This is a genomic window from [Actinomadura] parvosata subsp. kistnae, assembly GCF_900323885.1.
GTDB lineage: Bacteria > Actinomycetota > Actinomycetes > Streptosporangiales > Streptosporangiaceae > Nonomuraea > Nonomuraea composti.
In genome coordinates this window covers 1,125,675-1,138,284 of record NZ_OOHJ01000022.1, presented here as the reverse complement: position 1 = coordinate 1,138,284, position 12,610 = coordinate 1,125,675, and the positions used below count along the sequence as shown (strand labels likewise).

Genomic DNA, 12,610 nt, shown 5'->3' with positions numbered 1-12,610 from the left:
CATGCCGATGTCGCCGTTCCTGGCGAGACTGCGGGAGAAGGTCGGCGGCGATCTGATCATGCTGCCTTCGGTGTCGGGGTTCGTGTTCGACGACGAGGGCCGGCTGCTGCTGGCCAGGCACGGCGACGTGGGCCGGTGGGCGGCCCCCGGCGGCGGCGTCGACCCCGACGAGCGGCCCGAGGACGCCGTGGTCAGGGAGCTGCGCGAAGAGCTCGCCGTCGACATCGAGGTGCGGGGCCTGATCGGCGTGTACGGCGGGCCCGAGTTCCGCACGCTCTACCCGAACGGGCACGAGGTCGGCTACGTCATCGCCGCCTACGCCTGCGCCCTGACCCCCGGCTCCGCCGCGCCCCGGCCCGACGGGGTCGAGATCAACGACTTCCGCTGGGTGGCCGAGCACGAGCTGCCCGGCTACGACACGACGCCCTGGACACCCGGCGTGGCGCCCCAGGCGTTCGCGTGGTGGCGTGAACACGCTCGATGATGGGACACAATGCACATGTGACTTCGCCAGACAACCATCGCGCCGGATTCGCCTGTTTCGTGGGGAGGCCGAACGTCGGCAAGTCCACGCTGATGAACGCCCTGGTCGGCACGAAAGTGGCGATCACCTCGTCCAAACCGCAGACGACCAGGCGCGTCATCAGAGGCATCGTGCACCGCCCCGACGCCCAGCTCATCATCGTCGACACCCCCGGCCTGCACCGCCCGCGCACGCTGCTCGGTGAGCGGCTCGACAGCCTCGTGCTGTCCACGCTGACCGAGGTCGACGTGATCGGCTTCTGCGTGCCCGCCAACGAGCCCATCGGCAAGGGCGACCGGTTCATCGCCGACAAGCTGTCGGCGATCAAGAAGACGCCCGTCATCGCCGTCGTGACCAAGTGCGACCTGGCGAGCAAGGAGCAGGTCGCCGAGCAACTGCTCGCCGTGTCGCAGGTGGCGGAGTTCGCCGCGATCGTGCCCGTGTCGGCCCAGTCGGGCGACCAGCTCGACGTCGTGGCCGACGTGCTGATCGAGCACCTGCCCGAGTCGCCGCCCCTCTACGAGGGCGGCCAGCTCACCGACGAGCCCGAGCAGGTGCTGGTCGGCGAGCTGATCAGGGAGGCGGCGCTGGAGGGCGTACGCGACGAGCTGCCCCACTCCATCGCCGTCGTCGTCGACGAGATGCTGCCCCGCGAAGGGCGCGACGACCTGCTCGACATCTACGCCCACATGTTCGTGGAGCGGCCGTCCCAGAAGGCGATCGTCATCGGGCACAAGGGCGAGCGGCTGCGCGAGGTCGGCACCAAGGCCCGCAAGCAGATCGAGGCGCTGCTGGGCACGCGCGTCTACCTCGACCTGCGCATCAGCGTGGCGAAAGACTGGCAGCGCGACCCCAAGCAGCTGCGGCGGCTCGGCTTCTACGACTGAGGTCGGCGGTTGTGTCCGGGGCTGGGGTCAGCGGCGCCGCACCAGTGTCAGCATCGACAGGGCGACGACGGCCAGCGCGCACCCCAGCGCGGCGAACCAGCCGAACCTGATCACCGGCTCGATCGACAACAACCCCCCGAGATCGAACGAGATCCGGTCACGCAGGTCACCGCCGCCCCCGATCACGAACTTCAGCAGCACCACCACGGCCACGCCGCCCGGCACCACCGCCAGGGCGGCCAGCCTGGGGCGGGGCGACAGCAGGCCCACCAGGCCGCAACCCAGCGCCGCGAGCCCCGCCATCAACGTGTAGACGCCGAACGGGTCGTCGATGCCGCGCACGTCACTGGCCACCCCGCCGGCGATGAGGCTGCTCGTCGCCTGCAGCCCCGCCCACGGCAGGACCGCGCAGAACACGAGCAGGGCGCCGGCGGCGGCGACGGCCAGCGGGTAGCCGCGGTGGAGTCTCGGGCGGGCGGGCGTGGGCATGAGGTCGTCGGCCACACGATCAGCGTATGCCGGGCACGGGCGCCTCACCACCGTACGCAACGGAGTCGTCACTTCGGCGTGGCGGCTCCGGACAGTTCGCTCTGATGCGGGTGCGGCGGACTTCCTGCCATCGCCGTGCGCTCGCCCCACTCCAGGCGGGCACGGAGCTGGACGGCGTCGGCGGCCAGCGCGGACACCAGCGTGGCCGGGGCGGCCAGGGGGAGCACGGCCACCCCCTCGGCCAGCGCCGTCTCTTTCACCCCCGTCGTCAGGAACGTGGTGCCGACGCAGCGGGCCGGGCCGTACACCGCCGGCGAGGCGTCCAGCTCCGGGTCGCCGACCGTGAACTCCTGCCTGAGCAGCGGCAGTCCGTCGCGGGTGGCGTCGAAGCGGGCGTGGCAGCGGCCCGGGGCCTCGCCGTGGCGGCCGAACACGATCTCCTCGCGCCACAGGACGCTCGCGTCCGCCTCCAGCGCCAGCCGTACCAGGAGGCGGTGGTCGCAACCGGCGGCCAGGACCGTCGGCTCCGGGGTGAAGCGGAGCGTGGCGCCCGCGCCGACGCGGGCGGTGACCAGCAGCTCGGACGGGCCCTCGCCGGGCAGCACCAGCGTGGCCGCCACCGAGCCCAGCTCCAGCATGGTGTGAGGGGCGACGTCCAGGTGGAGGGCCAGCCGGTCGCCGCCGAGCGGGCCCGCCGCCGTGGAGACGAGGTGGACGGTGTGCGGGCCCGTCTGCCGCAACGTCAGCGGAGGCGCCGAGGCCAGACGGCTGATCACGGTACGGCCGTCCGGGGCGAGCGCGGTCGCCACGGCGGCACTGGCCCGCATCGCCCGCCGCCCGACCGCCAGGCCCACCGCCCCCGGCACGTGCGTCTGTCCGGCCGCGGGCGGTGGGCCCGGCACGTCCGCCTGTCCGGCCGCGGGTGGTGGGGCCGGCACGTCCGCCTGTCCTGCCGTCGGCGGTGGGTCCGGCATGTGCGGCCGCTCGTCCCCCCGCAGTGCCTCGGCTCGGGTGGTCATCAGGAGACGGGGGACGCGTGGGTGTGGGACCAGGCGTGTACCTGGTCGGACACCCACTCGGCGACCGTGGCGGCCGTGGGCTCCTGGCGGATCGAGGTGAACAGGACCGGGCGCTCGCCACGTACCTTCGCCGCGTCGCGGGCCATCACGCCCAGGTCGGCGCCCACCATCGGAGCCAGGTCGGTCTTGTTGACCACCAGCAGGTCCGCCGTCGTGACGCCCGGGCCGCCCTTGCGGGGCACCTTGTCGCCGCCCGACACGTCCAGCACGAAGATCTGCCGGTCCGCCAGCCCCCGGCTGAACGTCGCCGTCAGGTTGTCGCCGCCGCTCTCCACGATCACCAGGTCCAGGGGGCCGAAGCGGTGCTCCAGGGTTTCGACGGCGTCGAGGTTCGCGGCGATGTCGTCGCGAATGGCCGTGTGCGGGCAGCAGCCGGTCTCGACGGCCAGGATGCGCTCCTGGTCGAGCACGCCCGCGCGGCGCAGGAAGTCGGCGTCCTCGGTGGTGTAGATGTCGTTCGTCACCACGCCCAGGGACAGCGACGGGCCGAGCGTCCGGCACAGGGCGGCCACCAGGGCCGTCTTGCCACTGCCCACGGGGCCGCCGATGCCCAGGCGCAGCGCCCTGCCGCGGCCGTCGGGGGCGTGGTGGTGGTCGTCGTGATGGGCTCCCATGTCGGGGTCCTTCCTTCTATGAGATGAACAGCCGGACCTCGGCCTGAGCGTGCTGCTCGGCCAGAAGGTCGAGGGCCGGTGACGAGTACGCGGGCAGCGACTCCCAGCCCCCCGAGGTGGGCAGGCAGGCTTGGGCGGCCACGGCGGTGAGGTCGGGGGTGAGGTCGGCCAGCAGGGCGTGCACCGCCACCGGGTCCAGGCCGAGCAGCCGCACGGCCGCTGTCGCCGGGCCGGTGATCGCGTGGTACGCCGCCGCCAGCGCCGCCTCCTCTGGGGTGGCGCCCGCCGCGTATGCCGCCGCGCCCAGGGCGACGGGGTGATGGGGGCTCGGGATGAGATCGGCGAGGTCGTCCAGGACGGGGTGCGGCCACACGCGGCGGGCGACGCGAAGGAGCAGCCGGCCCTGGGCACGGGACGCGTCACGCTGAGCCGGACTGGCCGTCCTGGCATCCACCTCGGCATCGAGCACCAGCCACGGGTGCGGCGCCGCATCGTGCAGGGGTGTGGCGTGCGGGGGTGTGGCGTGGGTGTCGGGTGCCAGCTGGGTATCAGGTGCTGGCTGGGTGTCGAGTGCCGGTCGGCTGTCGGGTGCCGGTCGGCTGTCGGGTGCTGCGTCGGTGGCGGTGGCGGTGGGCTGGGCGTTGTGGAGGTGCGCCGGGCTCGTCCGTTCCACGTCCCGCCGACGCGGCGCGGTGAGAGGCGCGGGAGCGGGCGGCGTCGAGGGGGTGTGCTCCGCTTCGCTTGCCGCAAGCGGCGTCGCTGGCCCGGCCCTTCGCAGCGCCGCCGCCTGCGCTGCGGCCTGCGCCGTCGCCTGCGCCGTCGCCTGCGGCGCCGCCTGTGCTGCGGCCTGTGCCGTCGCCTGCGCTGCTGCCTGGGTGCAGGCGGTGGCGGTGGGCTGGGCGTTGTGGAGGTGCGCCGGGCTCGTCCGTTCCACGTCCCGCCGACGCGGCGCGGTGAGAGGCGCGGGAGAGGGCGGCGTTGAGGGGGTGCGCTCCGCTTCGCTTGCCGCATGCGGCGTCGCTGGCCCGGCCCTTCGCAGCGCCGCCGCCTGTGCCGCCGCCTGGGTGCAGGCGGTGGCGGTCAGGGTGGCGGCTACGGTGCCGGCCGTATGGAGGCGGCCGCGGAGGAAGGAGGACAGGGAGGGGAGGTCGTGGACCGTGCCCGAGGCGATCGCGCGTTCCGTGCCGCCTGAGTGGGCGTGGCCGCCGGCGGGGAGGCGGGAGTCGGTGAGGAGGAGCAGGGACGGGTGCATCAGAACAGGAAGTAGCGCTGGGCGAGGGGCAGGGTGGTGGCGGGGCGGGCTCGATGAGGGTGCCGTCGATGCGGACCTCGAAGGTGTCGGGGGCGACGTCGATGCGGGGGAGGGCGTCGTTCAGAGGCATGGAGGACTTGCCGCGGCGTCGTACGTCCGCCACAGGAGCGAGGCGGCGGCGGACGGAGAGGCGGTCGGCGAGCCCTGACTCCAGAGCGAGGGGTGAGACGAAGTGGAGGGAGGTGGCGGCGGCGGTGACGGGGGAGGCGCCGAACATGGGGCGGGCAGGACGGGTTGCGGGGTGGGGATGGAGGCGTTGGCGTCGCCCATCTGCGCCCACGCCACCACCCGCCCTTCAGCACGAGGTCGGGTTTGACGCCGAAGAAGGCCGGGTCCCAGAGGACGAGGTCGGCGAGCTTGCCGGGCTCGACGGAGCCGACCTCGGCGTCGAGGCCGTGGGCGATGGCGGGGCAGATGGTGTATTTGGCGACGTAGCGGCGGGCGCGGAGGTTGTCGGCGGGGCCGGGGCCGAGGGAGCCGCGGCGGGCCTTCATGACGTGGGCGGTCTGCCAGGTGCGGATGATGGTCTCGCCGATGCGGCCCATGGCCTGCGAGTCGGAGCCGATCATGGAGATGGCGCCCATGTCGTGCAGGACGTCCTCGGCGGCCATGGTGGTGGGCCTGATGCGGGATTCGGCGAAGGCGAGGTCCTCGGGGATCGACGGGTTGAGGTGGTGGCAGACCATCAGCATGTCGAGGTGCTCGTCGAGCGTGTTGACGGTGTGCGGCCTGGTGGGGTTGGTGGAGGAGGGCAGGACGTTGGGGTGGGCGGCGACGCGGATGATGTCGGGCGCGTGCCCGCCGCCGGCCCCTTCCGTGTGGTACGCGTGGATCATCCGGTCGCCGATGGCCTTGAGGGTGGACTCGACGAAGCCGGCCTCGTTCAGGGTGTCGGTGTGGATGGTGACCTGCACGCCGGAGGCGTCGGCGACGGTGAGGCAGGCGTCGATGGCGGCCGGGGTGGAGCCCCAGTCCTCGTGTAGCTTGAAGCCGGACGCCCCGGCGCGGAGTTGTTCGAGCAGCCCTTCGGTGCTGACCGTGTTGCCCTTGCCGAGCAGGGCGAAGTTCAGCGGGTACGCGTCGAGCGACTCCAGCATGCGGCCGAGGTACCAGGTGCCGGTGACGGTGGTGGCCTTGGTGCCCTCGACGGGCCCGGTGCCGCCCCCGACGACCGTCGTGACACCGGACCCGATGGCCTCGTCGAGGAGTTGCGGGCAGATGAGGTGGACGTGCGAGTCGACGGCCCCGGCGGTGAGGATCTTGCCGTTGCCGGACAGGATCTCGGTGGACGGGCCGATGACGATGTCCACGCCGTCCATCGTGTCGGGGTTGCCGGCCTTGCCGATGGCGGCGACGCGGCCGTCTCGGACGGCGACGTCGGCCTTGATCACGCCCCAGTGGTCGAGAATCACAGCGCCGGTGATGACGAGGTCGGCGGCGCCGTCGGCGCGGGTGGTGCGGGCCTGGCCCATCGACTCGCGGATGACCTTGCCGCCGCCGAAGACGGCCTCGTCGCCGGCTCCGGCGGGGCCCATCGAGCGGTCCTCGGCGACCTCGATGAACAGGTCGGTGTCGGCCAGGCGAATCCGGTCGCCGGTCGTGGGGCCATAAAGTGCGGCATATCGGGCGCGCGTAATGTCAGCCATCCAGCGGCCCCGCCCACTCCGGCCGCAGGCCGGGCACCACGCGGGCGCCGGCCAGCGGCACCAGCGTCACGTCCCGCTCGACGCCCGGCTCGAACCGGACGGCCGTGCCCGCGGGCACGTCGAGCCGCCGCCCCCAGGCGGCCTTCCTGTCGAACTCCAGGCCCGGGTTCGCGGCGGCGAAGTGGTAGTGCGAGCCCACCTGCACGGGCCGGTCGGCCGTGTTCACGACGCGCACGGTGACGCGGTCGCGGCCCGGGTTGAGGGCGATGGCGCCTTCCGGGTGCGCGTACTCGCCGGGGATCACGGGATCGGCCTGTGGACGGTGACGAGCTTCGTACCGTCGGGGAACGTGGCCTCGATCTGCACGCTCTCCAGCATCTCCGGCACGCCCTCCATGACGTCGGCGCGCCCGAGCACCGACCGGCCCGCCTCCATCAGGTCGGCCACGCTGCGCCCGTCTCTGGCGCCCTCCATGAGGAACGAGGCGATGATGGCGGTAGCCTCTGGGTGGTTGAGTCGCAGGCCCCTGGCCTGCCGCTCGCGCGCCACACCGGCGGCGACGTGGATGAGCAGCCGCTCCTGCTCGTGTGAGGTAAGCCGCATGGCCGGACCTTAGGAACCGGCCGTTTCCGCGCTGTTGCGTACGCATGTCGTGTTGGTTTCGCGCCGCGCGGATGAATTTCCCGTGTCTTTGTGAACGTCCGGCAATCGCCAATTAACAAACGGGATCTTCAAGTGAAATGTCCCGGAGTCACCTTTCTCGCAGAACCGGTCGGCAGGAAGGAACTCCTGTGCGCATCTCCCGTCCGATTGTCGCCGCGCTGCTCGCCCTGGCCCTGGCGGCCTGCGGATCCGGCGCCGAACCCGCCGCCTCCTCAAGCGAGATCAAGGTCGGCCTCCTGCACTCCCTCAGCGGCACGATGGCGATCAGCGAGGTCACCGTGCGCGACGCGGAGCTGCTCGCCATCGAAGAGATCAACAAGGCCGGGGGTGTGCTCGGCAAGAAGCTCGTGCCGGTGGTGGAGGACGGGGCCTCCGACTGGCCCACGTTCGCGGAGAAGGCCACGAAGCTGATCAGGCAGGACAAGGTGGCCACCGTCTTCGGCGGCTGGACGTCGGCCAGCAGGAAGGCGATGCTGCCGGTCTTCGAGCGGTACAAGGCGCTGCTGTGGTATCCGGTGCAGTACGAGGGGCTGGAGAGCTCGCCGTACATCTTCTACACCGGCGCGACCACGAACCAGCAGATCATCCCCGGGCTCGACTACCTGAAGGAGCAGGGGAAGAAGAAGTTGTTCCTGGTGGGCAGCGACTACGTCTTCCCGCGGACCGCGAACAAGATCATCAAGGCGTACGCGGCGGCGAACGGGATGGAGATCCTCGGCGAGGAGTACACCCCGTTGGGCCACACCGAATACTCGACGTTGGTCAACAAGGTCGTGCAGGCCAAGCCAGACGCCGTCTTCAACACCCTCAACGGCGACTCCAACGTGGCCTTCTTCAAGCAGCTCAAGAGCGCCGGAGCGACGGCCGAGGCCATGCCGGTGCTGTCGGTGAGTATCGCCGAGGAGGAGGTCACCGGCATCGGCGTGGACAACATCGCCGGCCACCCGGTCGCCTGGAACTACTACCAGACGACCGAGACGCCGGCCAACGAGGCGTTCGTGAAGGCGTACAAGGCGAAGTACGGCGCGAACAAGGTCACCTCCGACCCCATGGAGGCCGGCTACAACGCCGTCTACCTGTGGGCCGAGGCCGTCAAGAAGGCGGGCAGCACCGACGTCGCGGCCGTCAAGAAGGCCGCGCCCGGCATCGCGCTCGAACGTCCCGAAGGGCTGGTCATCATCGACGGCGAGAACCAGCACATGTACAAGACCGCCCGCATCGGCATCATCCAGCCGGACGGCCTGATCAAGCAGGTGTGGGACTCGGGCAAGCCGATCAAGCCGGACCCGTACCTCAAGGGGTACCCGTGGGCGGCCGGCCTGGCGGCGGGGCAGTGATGGCGGCCTTCCTCAACCAGCTGCCCATCGGGCTGTCGATCGGGGCGGTGCTGCTGCTCATCGCGCTCGGGCTGACGTTCACGTTCGGGCAGATGGGCGTGATCAACATGGCGCACGGCGAGTTCATCATGGCCGGGGCCTACACCGCGTACCTGATGGGGGGACTGCTGCCGGCGCTGCCGGTGGCGTTCCTCGTCGCCGGGGTCATGGGGCTGATCCTGGAGCGGGCCGCGATCCGGCACTTCTACGGGCGGCCCCTGGACACGCTGCTGCTCACCTGGGGCGTCAGCCTCGTGCTGCAGCAGCTCGCCCGCGACCTGTTCGGGGCGCCGAACGTGCAGGTGCCGGCGCCGTCGTGGCTGGCCGGCGGGGTGGGGATCCTGCCGTACAACCGGCTGTTCATCATGGGGCTCGCGGTGGCGGGCGTGGTGGCCGTGTGGGTCTACCTCACGCGGACCGGGCTGGGGCGGCGGACGCAGGCCGTCGTCCAGAACCGGCAGCTCGCCGCCACCAGCGGCATCGACACCGGGCGGGTGGACATGCTGACGTTCTTCATCGGCTCCGGGCTCGCCGGGGTGGCCGGGGTGGCGCTGACGCTCATCGGGCCGGTCGGGCCGGCGCTCGGGACGTACTACATCGTGGACGCCTTCCTCGTCGTCGTGGCCGGCGGGCTCGGGCAGCTGCGCGGGGCGGTGCTCGCGGCCGTCGCGCTGGGACTGCTGAACTCCTACGCCGAGTTCTGGTCCGACGCGTCGCTGGCCAAGGTGATCGTCTTCGCGGTGATCATCGCGTTCTTGCAAGTGCGGCCGCAGGGCATGTTCGTGCTGAGGTCGAGGGTGCTGACGTGATCAAGAGACATCTGCCCTTCGCGACCGTGGCGGTGATCGCGCTCGTCGCGGCGCCGCTGCTGCTGGAGCCGTTCCGGCTGGGGCTGCTCGCCAAGTACCTGTGCTACGCGATCGTCGCGCTCGGGATCGGGCTCGCCTGGGGGCAGGGCGGCATGCTCACGCTCGGACAGGGCGTCTTCTTCGGGCTCGGCGGCTACTCCATGGCCATGTACCTCAAGCTGAACGAGGCCGGGCCGGGCGGGCTGCCCGACTTCATGGTGTGGAGCGGGGTGGAGAAACTGCCCGCGCTGTGGGCGCCGTTCGCCAGCCCGGTCTTCGCCGTCGGCATGGCCGTGCTCGGGCCCGTGCTGCTCGCGGTGCTGCTCGGCACGCTGGTGTTCCGGCAGCGCGTACGCGGGGCGTACTTCGCGATCCTCACCCAGGCGCTGGCCGCCGCCATGGTCATCCTCCTCGTCGGCCAGCAGGGCCTGACCGGCGGCACCAACGGCATGACGAACTTCTTCGAGCTGTTCGGCCAGGACCTCGCCGACGACTCCACGCAGCGCGGCCTCTACCTGGTGGTCGCGTCCGTGCTGGGGATCCTGTACCTGGCCACGCGGCAGCTCGTGCACAGCCGGTACGGACGGCTGCTCGTCGCCGTCCGCGACGGCGAGGACCGGGTACGCTTCCTCGGCTACGACCCCGCCCTCGTCAAGACCGTCACCTTCGCCGCCTCGGCGGGCATGGCCGGGCTCGCGGGCGCCCTGTTCGTGCCCGTCGTCGGCATCATCTCGCCCGCGCTGCTCGGCGTCGTCCCGTCACTGGAGCTGGTCGTCGCCGTGGCCGTCGGCGGCCGGCACGCGCTGGCCGGCGCCGTGCTCGGGGCGGTCGTCATGGGGTACGCCAAGACGGCGTTCAGCGAGCAGTTCGCCGACGGCTGGCTCTACCTGCAAGGGGCCCTGTTCATCCTGGTCATGACGCTGGCCCCGAAGGGCATCGTGGGCGTCGTCGGGAGGTTGCGCCGTGCTCGAACTACGTGACGTCCAGGTCGTCTTCGACGGGTTCCGCGCCCTCGACGGCGTGAACCTGACCGTGCCCGAAGGGGAGCTGCGCTTCCTCATCGGCCCCAACGGCGCGGGCAAGACCACGCTCATCGACGTCATCACCGGTTTGACGAAGCCCGCCGGGGGCAGCGTGCGCTTCGGCGGCCTCGACCTCGTCGGACGGAAGGAGCACCAGATCGTCCGGCTGGGCGTGGGCCGCACGTTCCAGACATCGGTCGTGTTCGAGGAGCTCACCGTGATCGAGAACCTCGACCTGGCCGCCACCTTCAGACAACCCCTGTGGTCCCTGGCCCGCCGGCGGCGCGGCATCTCCGAAGCCGTCGAGCAGGCCCTGACCAGGACAGGTCTCGAAGACCTCGCCGAGCGTTCAGCGGGCGTTCTCTCCCACGGCCAGCGGCAGTGGCTCGAGATCGGCATGCTGCTGGCGCAGCGGCCCAAGCTGCTGCTCCTGGACGAGCCGGTGGCCGGCATGTCCAAGGACGAGCGCGAGCGTACGGGCGAACTGCTCACCGAGATCGCCGACGACCACACGGTGATCGTGGTGGAGCACGACATGGAATTCCTGCGGCGGCACGCCTCGACGGTGACCGTGCTGCACGAGGGCAAGGTGCTCGTGGAGGGCTCGATCGACCAGGTCAGCGCCGACCCCCGCGTGCAGGAGGTCTACCTGGGGAGGAGGAAGGCCGAGGATGCTGTCGGTAACCGGCCTTGAGTCAGGGTACGGGCGGGCGCGGGTGCTGTTCGGGGTCTCACTGGAGGTGGGGCCCGGGCAGCTCGTGTGCGTCATGGGACGCAACGGGGTCGGCAAGACCACGCTGCTCAACACCATCATGGGGGTGCTCCCCGCCACGGCGGGCACCGTCACCTTCGACGGCCGCGACGTCACCCGCCTCAAACCGCACGAACGGGTACGGCTCGGCATGGGCTACGTCCCGCAGGGCCACCAGTGCTTCCCGCAACTGTCCGTCCTCGGCAACCTGCTGGTGACCGTCGAGGCCGCCGGCCAGCCCCGCTCCGTCATCGACGAGGCCCTCGACCTCTTCCCCGCCCTCCGGCCGCTTCTGAAGCGGAGCGCCGGGCACCTGTCGGGCGGTCAGCAACAGCAGCTCGCCATGGCGCGGGCGCTGGTGACACGGCCCCGGATGCTCATCCTCGACGAGCCCACGGAAGGCATCCAGCCGTCGATCATCCTGGAGATCGAGGCCGCCATCGAGCGGTTGCACGGGGCCGGGCTGGCGGTGCTGCTGGTGGAGCAGTACCTGGACATCGCGCTGCGACTGGCCGACACGTTCGTCATCCTTGACGGCGGGCGGGTCGTACGGACGGGCGTTGCCGACGATCTCCAACAGGAGGAGGTACGGCGGCTGCTGGCCGTTTAGAGCTCGTAGTCCTGCGCCGGCTCGGCGCCGACGCCGGACGAGCTCGGCCTGACCGTCACGACACCCAGGCCCGCGCCGACCGCACGATCTCCTCAAGATGGCCGCTGTGCGCGCCGTGCCAGTACACCTGGCCGCACGACGCGCACCGGCCGTAGGCGTCGTAGCTGCGCCGCGTCCCGTCCTCCAGCACGGGCTCGACCTCGTCCTTGGTGACGGGCACGAGCACGCCGTTGCAGGCGGTGCAGCGCGTCCACGGGCGCAGGGGCGGGGCGAAGCGTTCGAGGAGGTCGCGGAGCTGGTCGGCCGGGGCGGAGCCGCGCACGTACGCGCCGAGCCACAGCGCGCGGCGGCGCAGCAGGCCGCGGTCCTGGGTGAGGAGCACGCGCCGCTCCTCGTTGGCCTGCACCACCAGCGCCGGGTCGTCCATGTCGTTGTGGTACGCCGTGTCGATGCCGAGCAGGCGCAACCGCCGGGCCAGCGTGCCGAGGTGCACGTCCAGGAGGAAGCGGGGCTCGTCGGGGAGCGGCTGGGGGCGGGGGACCGGGTGCACGTCCACCACGTCGCCCGCCGTGAGCTGGTACGACGGCGGCACGCCCCGGCCGTCGAGCAGCATGGGGCCCACCTCCGTCAGCGGGACGCCGACCGACTCGACGTGATGGCCGAGCGTGGAGGTGCGGTCGGGGGTCACCTCCTGCCACTCGTGGCGGCGGCTCGCGGGCAGGAACATCCTCAGCTCTGGGGCGATGCGCAGGCGTGCGGTCGTCACATCGTCCATTCTGTTCCACCGGCT

The 12,610-nt window shown here is 71.6% G+C and carries 15 protein-coding genes; 7 read left to right on the top strand and 8 right to left on the bottom strand.

Going from position 1 to position 12,610, the window contains the following annotated elements; all coding sequences use genetic code 11:
- Nucleotide 1 precedes the first annotated feature (1 nt).
- Together KIS93_RS47930 and era are read left to right on the top strand one after the other, a co-directional pair.
- Nucleotides 2–484 carry an NUDIX domain-containing protein gene (locus KIS93_RS47930; RefSeq protein WP_080041936.1) on the top strand — a complete coding sequence of 161 codons (483 nt, stop codon included), beginning with the start codon at nt 2–4 and terminating at the stop codon, nt 482–484.
- A gap of 17 nt (nt 485–501) precedes the next feature.
- Nucleotides 502–1,410 carry a GTPase Era gene (era, locus tag KIS93_RS47925; protein WP_230465495.1) on the top strand — a complete coding sequence of 303 codons (909 nt, stop codon included), beginning with the start codon at nt 502–504 and terminating at the stop codon, nt 1,408–1,410.
- A gap of 27 nt (nt 1,411–1,437) precedes the next feature.
- On the opposite strand, the gene KIS93_RS47920 is transcribed toward era, so the two are convergent.
- From KIS93_RS47920 to KIS93_RS47890, 7 genes are read right to left on the bottom strand one after another with little or no spacing between them, the layout of a single operon-like run.
- Complete coding sequence (locus tag KIS93_RS47920; RefSeq protein WP_080041934.1) at nt 1,438–1,914, bottom strand: hypothetical protein; 477 nt, start codon at nt 1,912–1,914, stop codon at nt 1,438–1,440.
- 53 nt (nt 1,915–1,967) lie between these two features.
- Nucleotides 1,968–2,918: an urease accessory protein UreD gene (locus KIS93_RS47915; protein ID WP_230465494.1), complete on the bottom strand. Its 951-nt coding sequence runs from the start codon at nt 2,916–2,918 to the stop codon at nt 1,968–1,970.
- Entirely contained in the window at nt 2,918–3,592 is a 675-nt protein-coding gene (gene ureG / locus KIS93_RS47910; protein WP_080041933.1) for an urease accessory protein UreG, read from the bottom strand. The genes KIS93_RS47915 and ureG overlap by 1 nt, the downstream gene beginning before the upstream one ends.
- Before the next feature lie 16 nt (nt 3,593–3,608).
- Nucleotides 3,609–4,844, bottom strand: a complete 1,236-nt coding sequence (locus KIS93_RS66455) for an urease accessory protein UreF (RefSeq protein WP_230465493.1) — start codon at nt 4,842–4,844, stop codon at nt 3,609–3,611.
- A complete protein-coding gene (gene ureC, locus KIS93_RS47900; RefSeq protein WP_281262000.1) occupies nt 4,844–6,550 on the bottom strand; it encodes an urease subunit alpha in 1,707 nt (568 codons plus the stop codon). The genes KIS93_RS66455 and ureC overlap by 1 nt, the downstream gene beginning before the upstream one ends.
- Entirely contained in the window at nt 6,543–6,854 is a 312-nt protein-coding gene (locus KIS93_RS47895; RefSeq protein WP_080041931.1) for an urease subunit beta, read from the bottom strand. Before KIS93_RS47895 ends, ureC begins: the two co-directional genes overlap by 8 nt.
- The gene (locus tag KIS93_RS47890; RefSeq protein ID WP_080041930.1) at nt 6,851–7,153 is read right to left on the bottom strand and encodes an urease subunit gamma; all 303 of its coding nucleotides are present in this window, start codon (nt 7,151–7,153) and stop codon (nt 6,851–6,853) included. Before KIS93_RS47890 ends, KIS93_RS47895 begins: the two co-directional genes overlap by 4 nt.
- Nucleotides 7,154–7,341: 188 nt before the next feature.
- On the opposite strand from KIS93_RS47890, the gene urtA reads away from it, so the two are divergent.
- The 5 genes from urtA to urtE are packed head-to-tail and all read left to right on the top strand — an operon-like array spanning nt 7,342 to nt 11,820.
- Nucleotides 7,342–8,550 (top strand): urea ABC transporter substrate-binding protein, encoded by a 1,209-nt coding sequence (gene urtA, locus KIS93_RS47885; protein ID WP_080041929.1) that lies wholly within the window; start codon nt 7,342–7,344, stop codon nt 8,548–8,550.
- Nucleotides 8,550–9,398, top strand: a complete 849-nt coding sequence (gene urtB / locus KIS93_RS47880) for an urea ABC transporter permease subunit UrtB (protein WP_080047129.1) — start codon at nt 8,550–8,552, stop codon at nt 9,396–9,398. The genes urtA and urtB overlap by 1 nt, the downstream gene beginning before the upstream one ends.
- Nucleotides 9,395–10,417, top strand: coding sequence for an urea ABC transporter permease subunit UrtC (urtC, locus tag KIS93_RS47875; protein WP_080041928.1), 1,023 nt, complete (start codon nt 9,395–9,397; stop codon nt 10,415–10,417). The genes urtB and urtC overlap by 4 nt, the downstream gene beginning before the upstream one ends.
- Nucleotides 10,401–11,153, top strand: coding sequence for an urea ABC transporter ATP-binding protein UrtD (urtD, locus tag KIS93_RS47870; RefSeq protein WP_080041927.1), 753 nt, complete (start codon nt 10,401–10,403; stop codon nt 11,151–11,153). Before urtC ends, urtD begins: the two co-directional genes overlap by 17 nt.
- Nucleotides 11,131–11,820: an urea ABC transporter ATP-binding subunit UrtE gene (gene urtE, locus KIS93_RS47865; RefSeq protein WP_080041926.1), complete on the top strand. Its 690-nt coding sequence runs from the start codon at nt 11,131–11,133 to the stop codon at nt 11,818–11,820. The genes urtD and urtE overlap by 23 nt, the downstream gene beginning before the upstream one ends.
- Before the next feature lie 55 nt (nt 11,821–11,875).
- Here the strand turns inward: urtE and KIS93_RS47860 are convergent, their stop codons facing one another.
- Entirely contained in the window at nt 11,876–12,595 is a 720-nt protein-coding gene (locus KIS93_RS47860; RefSeq protein WP_080041925.1) for a Mut7-C RNAse domain-containing protein, read from the bottom strand.
- Between the last annotated feature and the right edge of the window lie 15 nt (nt 12,596–12,610).

What these genes read in the sequence shown, in the direction of transcription:
- ureC (WP_281262000.1), bottom strand. Translation starts at nt 6,550, where the DNA reads ATGGCTGACATTACGCGCGCCCGATATGCCGCACTTTATGGCCCCACG.
- urtE (WP_080041926.1), top strand. Translation starts at nt 11,131, where the DNA reads ATGCTGTCGGTAACCGGCCTTGAGTCAGGGTACGGGCGGGCGCGGGTG.
- KIS93_RS47930 (WP_080041936.1), top strand. Translation starts at nt 2, where the DNA reads ATGCCGATGTCGCCGTTCCTGGCGAGACTGCGGGAGAAGGTCGGCGGC.
- urtB (WP_080047129.1), top strand. Translation starts at nt 8,550, where the DNA reads ATGGCGGCCTTCCTCAACCAGCTGCCCATCGGGCTGTCGATCGGGGCG.
- ureG (WP_080041933.1), bottom strand. Translation starts at nt 3,592, where the DNA reads ATGGGAGCCCATCACGACGACCACCACCACGCCCCCGACGGCCGCGGC.
- KIS93_RS47915 (WP_230465494.1), bottom strand. Translation starts at nt 2,918, where the DNA reads ATGACCACCCGAGCCGAGGCACTGCGGGGGGACGAGCGGCCGCACATG.
- KIS93_RS47890 (WP_080041930.1), bottom strand. Translation starts at nt 7,153, where the DNA reads ATGCGGCTTACCTCACACGAGCAGGAGCGGCTGCTCATCCACGTCGCC.
- KIS93_RS66455 (WP_230465493.1), bottom strand. Translation starts at nt 4,844, where the DNA reads ATGCACCCGTCCCTGCTCCTCCTCACCGACTCCCGCCTCCCCGCCGGC.
- KIS93_RS47860 (WP_080041925.1), bottom strand. Translation starts at nt 12,595, where the DNA reads ATGGACGATGTGACGACCGCACGCCTGCGCATCGCCCCAGAGCTGAGG.